The sequence below is a fragment of the Sphingorhabdus sp. genome (assembly GCF_044239005.1).
Lineage (GTDB): Bacteria > Pseudomonadota > Alphaproteobacteria > Sphingomonadales > Sphingomonadaceae > Sphingorhabdus_B.
In genome coordinates, this window is the sequence record NZ_JBIICH010000148.1 from 1 (window position 1) to 4,501 (window position 4,501).

The window sequence follows — 4,501 nt, forward strand, 5'->3', positions numbered from 1 at the left end:
CCGCGAAGAAGACGCCGAAGCTGCGAAGAAGGAAATGGAAGCCGAGCGCGAAGAGTATCGCGATATCGCCGTCCGCCGCGTTCGCCTTGGTTTGTTGCTGTCCGAAATCGGTCAGGCAAATGGCGTTGAAGTCAGCCAACAGGAAATGAACATGCTCGTGCAGCAAGCTGCACAGCAATATCGCCCTGAAGACCGTCAGCGTTTTGTGCAGTATCTGCAGGAAAACCCAATGGCAGCGGCACAGCTGCGTGCGCCAATGTTTGAAGACAAGGTTGTAGATTTCTTGTTCGACAAGGCGACGATCACTGAAAAGACCGTGACTAAGGACGTTCTTGAAGCAGCGATTGAAGCTGAACCAGACGCAAAGCCAGCGGCCAAGAAGAAGGCTCCTGCGAAAAAGGCTGCAGCAAAGGAAGAGGCGCCTGCAAAGGAAGCTAAGCCTGCTGCAAAGAAAGCTGCTCCTAAGAAGGACGCGGAAGAAGCTAAGCCAGCGGCCAAGAAGGCTCCTGCCAAAAAGGCTGCGCCTAAGAAATAATCGTCCAGTTTTGGATAAACGAAAAGGCCTCGGGATTCCGGGGCCTTTTTTGTTTCGGTCGCGCTGATGTGCGTCACATTTGGCTTTTAAATGGCCAGATCATTCAAAATCTAACAAATAATCGATGTTACCCCCCTCAATCGCAGCGCAATTTTGTTTAACTCTCTGTGGATTGCGCGCCAACTTAACCTTTTCCTGCTTGAAACTTTGTCTGCCCGCGCCGATGTAGGCATCAGCGTAAAACAGAACAGCCCAGAGGTATTTCATGCACGTCCCATTTGATCCGGTACAAGCCCTAGTTCCCGTCGTTATCGAGCAATCGAACCGCGGAGAGCGGAGCTGGGACATTTTTTCGCGTCTATTGCGCGAGCGGATCATTTTTGTGACGGGTGAAGTCGAGGACAATATGGCGTCGGTGATCACCGCGCAGCTGTTGTTCCTTGAGTCGGACAATCCAAAGAAAGACATTTGGATGTACATCAACTCGCCGGGCGGCGTTGTAACCGCTGGCATGGCGATTCATGACACCATGCAATATATCCGTCCAAAGGTCGGGACAGTGTGCATCGGACAAGCCGCATCGATGGGCAGCTTCCTGTTGGCTGCGGGTGAACCCGGCATGCGCGTTGCGCTGACCAATTCGCGTATCATGGTCCACCAGCCTTCGGGCGGTGCGCGTGGTATGGCATCGGACATTCAAATTCAGGCGAATGAAATCCTGCGCATTCGCAAGCGTATGAACGATTTATACGCCAAATATACCGGCAAGCCGTTGAAGGACATTGAAAAAGCGATGGATCGCGACACCTTCTTGGAAGCGGATGAGGCCAAGGCATTTGGTTTGGTGGATGAAGTCTTTGACAAGCGCCCGCTGAATTCCGAGGCAGGCGCAGACTGATTGCGTTAGCAATCGCGTTCAGGCCTTTGCCAAGATGGCACAGCCCATTTTGGGCTATTGCCAAATTGGAACGCATCTTTAGGATGTTGGTTCAATAAAGTACGACCCGTTTCGGCGTGGTAGCAGGACATATTATGACGAAGTTAAGCGGATCCGACACTAAGAGCACCTTATATTGCTCATTCTGTGGAAAGTCACAGCACGAAGTCCGCAAGTTGATCGCTGGCCCGACCGTTTTCATCTGTGATGAGTGCGTTGAGCTTTGCAACGACATCATTCGTGAAGAAACCAAGGGAGCGCTTACCGGCCGCAAGGAAGGTGAAGTTCCTACACCACGTGAAATATGCGAAGTTCTCGATGATTATGTTATTGGTCAACCGCAGGCAAAGCGTGTCCTGTCGGTGGCTGTGCACAACCATTATAAGCGGCTCAACCATGGTGCCAAAGGCGCCGAAGTTGAGCTGGCCAAGTCGAACATCCTGCTCGTTGGCCCAACCGGTTGCGGAAAGACTTTGCTTGCCCAGACTTTGGCAAAGACTTTTGACGTGCCATTCACAATGGCCGACGCGACGACCCTGACCGAAGCGGGCTATGTCGGTGAAGATGTTGAAAACATCATCCTCAAGCTGCTGCAGGCGTCCGACTATAATGTCGAAAAGGCGCAGCGCGGTATCGTATATATCGATGAAATCGACAAGATCAGTCGTAAGGCCGAAAACCCCTCCATTACCCGCGATGTCAGCGGTGAGGGCGTTCAGCAGGCGTTGCTGAAGCTGATGGAAGGTACAACCGCAAGTGTGCCTCCGCAGGGTGGCCGTAAGCATCCACAGCAGGAATTCCTGCAGGTCGATACAACGAATATCTTGTTCATCTGTGGCGGCGCGTTTGCTGGGCTGGAAAAGATCATTGCCAATCGTCTTGAAGGCAAGTCGATTGGTTTTGGCGCACATGTTGCCGATCCCGATGAGCGCGGAACGGGTGAAATCCTCAAGCAAATTGAACCGGAAGATTTGCTGAAATACGGCTTGATTCCTGAATTTGTGGGTCGTTTACCGGTCACTGCGACGCTGGAAGATCTCGATATCCCTGCGCTCGTCAAGATCCTGTCGGAGCCGAAAAATGCGCTCGTGAAGCAGTATCGCAAACTGTTCGAGATGGAAGATGTCGGCTTGAGCTTCACCGATGAAGCGTTGGAAGCGGTCGCGAAGAAAGCGATTGAACGCAAAACCGGTGCCCGCGGACTGCGGTCTATCTTGGAAGCGATATTGCTGGATACGATGTTTGATCTTCCAACCTTTGACGGCGTCGACGAGGTGGTCGTGGACAAGGACGTTGTCGAAGGTCGCAAGACGCCGGTTCTCGTTTACGCAAAATCAGCGAAATCGACCAAAGAGGATGCTGCATAAGCGCATTTTCCACTGACTGTGGCAAACGCGCCACAAGTCTTAACAAAATGTTTAAATAGGCCAATTTACACAGGTTGCTGCACTGCAATACTTTGCCTGTCCGACGCTGTCGGTTAAGGGCGAATCATCTGCGGGGCGGGGTGTCATTTTACTGTCATTCACCGGCCCCAAGGGGATGGCACGGTTCAATTCATATGGATGATTCGAGCGAAATGCTTGGTTACCAGTGAATTGGCATGTGGAAACCAAAGGGGTTTTAGAAATGAAAATTCGTTATCAGCTTGCGGCGAGTGCGGTTGCACTTACCATCTGCAGCTTTTCAAGCGCTGCCTTCGCGCAGTCGACTGGTTCAGTCGACTTCGAAGAAGAAGTAATCGTCGTTTCCGGTTCGCGTTCGCAGGACGTTGCCGGCATTCAGGCACCTGACTCGACCAAGGCAAAAGCGGTTCTTACGCAAGAGTTGATCGAACGTCAGAACCCAGGTCAGACAATCCTCGACACCATCAACGTCATTCCAGGTGTAAGCTTCCAGAACAACGATGCTTATGGCTCGTCGGGCGGTACTCTGAACATCCGTGGTTTTGACTCGTCGCGTATCTCGCTGACATTCGACGGTATTCCGTTGAATGACTCCGGCAACTACGCCATCTATTCGAACCAACAGCTTGACCCTGAATTGATTGAACAGGTCAATGTTAACCTGGGTACGACTGACGTTGACAGCCCTACAGCATCGGCTGTTGGTGGCACCGTCAACTACCGCACACTGACACCGACTGAAGATTTCGGCGTTAAGGTCTCGGCTTCGCTCGGCGACTTTAACTTCGAGCGCCTGTTTGCCATGATCAACACCGGCAACCTGACGTCGTTCGGTACACGTGCGTTCTTCTCGGCTTCAAAGGCGACCAACGATAACCCGTTCAACAATTACGGCGTCGTCGACAAGCAACAGTATAACGGGAAGATCTATCAGCCAATCGGCAGCGACGGTGACTTCATTGCGATTTCTGGTAGCTACAACGAAAACCGCAACAACTTCTTCGGCTCGCTGCCTTTGCGCAACGACGCCGGCCGTGTCGTTGGTGCCGCTTCGTCCAACCGTTTCCCAGCGAACAATGATGAGCGGGAATATCTGATTAACTTCCCTTGCTCGACGACGGTAACCCCAGTTGCGGGTACGGCACAGTCTGCAACAACGTGCGGTACGGAATTCGACCGTCGTTTTAACCCGTCAAACACGGGCAGCATCCGTGGTGCGTCGAAATTCACTTTCGGTGAAAAGCTGACGTTGACGGTCGATCCAAGCTATCAGTACGTCAAGGCAAATGGCGGTGGCACCGTTACTGCACGTGAAGCACGTCGCGACATCGATCCAACCGGCGGCGCAGCAAACTGCACCACCGTGGTAAGCGGCGCTGGCGTTAACTGCCAGGCTGGATACCTCTCGGGTTCGCCATTCTTTGGTAAGGATCTGAACGGCGATGGCGACATCCTGGATCAGGTTACCATGATGGCACCAAGCCAGACCCAAACGCATCGTTATGGCGTCATCAGCTCGCTGCGTTATGAAATCAACGATGCCCATTCGGTTCGTCTTGCCTACACCTTTGACCGTGCACGTCACCGTCAGACAGGCGAAGTTGGCTTGTTGGACGTCAATGG

Annotated in this window: 4 protein-coding genes and 1 pseudogene; 4 read left to right on the forward strand and 1 reads right to left on the reverse strand. The window is 52.6% G+C overall.

The annotated features are described in order from the left end of the window. Positions 1–535 (forward strand): annotated as a pseudogene (locus tag ACILQA_RS09990) (trigger factor); the annotation flags it as partial. A gap of 99 nt (positions 536–634) precedes the next feature. Here ACILQA_RS09990 and ACILQA_RS09995 read toward each other — a convergent pair. Continuing rightward, the gene (locus ACILQA_RS09995) at positions 635–802 is read right to left on the reverse strand and encodes a hypothetical protein (protein WP_395629558.1); all 168 of its coding nucleotides are present in this window, start codon (positions 800–802) and stop codon (positions 635–637) included. Here ACILQA_RS09995 and ACILQA_RS10000 point away from each other — a divergent pair. The 3 genes from ACILQA_RS10000 to ACILQA_RS10010 all read left to right on the forward strand — a co-directional run. Further along, positions 801–1,433: an ATP-dependent Clp protease proteolytic subunit gene (locus tag ACILQA_RS10000; RefSeq protein ID WP_183941028.1), complete on the forward strand. Its 633-nt coding sequence runs from the start codon at positions 801–803 to the stop codon at positions 1,431–1,433. The two genes, ACILQA_RS09995 and ACILQA_RS10000, sit on opposite strands and share 2 nt — an antisense overlap. Before the next feature lie 134 nt (positions 1,434–1,567). Beyond that, complete coding sequence (gene clpX, locus ACILQA_RS10005) at positions 1,568–2,839, forward strand: ATP-dependent Clp protease ATP-binding subunit ClpX (RefSeq protein WP_395629559.1); 1,272 nt, start codon at positions 1,568–1,570, stop codon at positions 2,837–2,839. A gap of 262 nt (positions 2,840–3,101) precedes the next feature. Next, positions 3,102–4,501 (forward strand): TonB-dependent receptor plug domain-containing protein (locus ACILQA_RS10010; RefSeq protein ID WP_395629560.1); only part of this gene is annotated, 1,400 nt, incomplete at its 3' end.

What these genes read in the sequence shown, in the direction of transcription:
- ACILQA_RS10000 (WP_183941028.1), top strand. Translation starts at nt 801, where the DNA reads ATGCACGTCCCATTTGATCCGGTACAAGCCCTAGTTCCCGTCGTTATC.
- ACILQA_RS09995 (WP_395629558.1), bottom strand. Translation starts at nt 802, where the DNA reads ATGAAATACCTCTGGGCTGTTCTGTTTTACGCTGATGCCTACATCGGC.
- clpX (WP_395629559.1), top strand. Translation starts at nt 1,568, where the DNA reads ATGACGAAGTTAAGCGGATCCGACACTAAGAGCACCTTATATTGCTCA.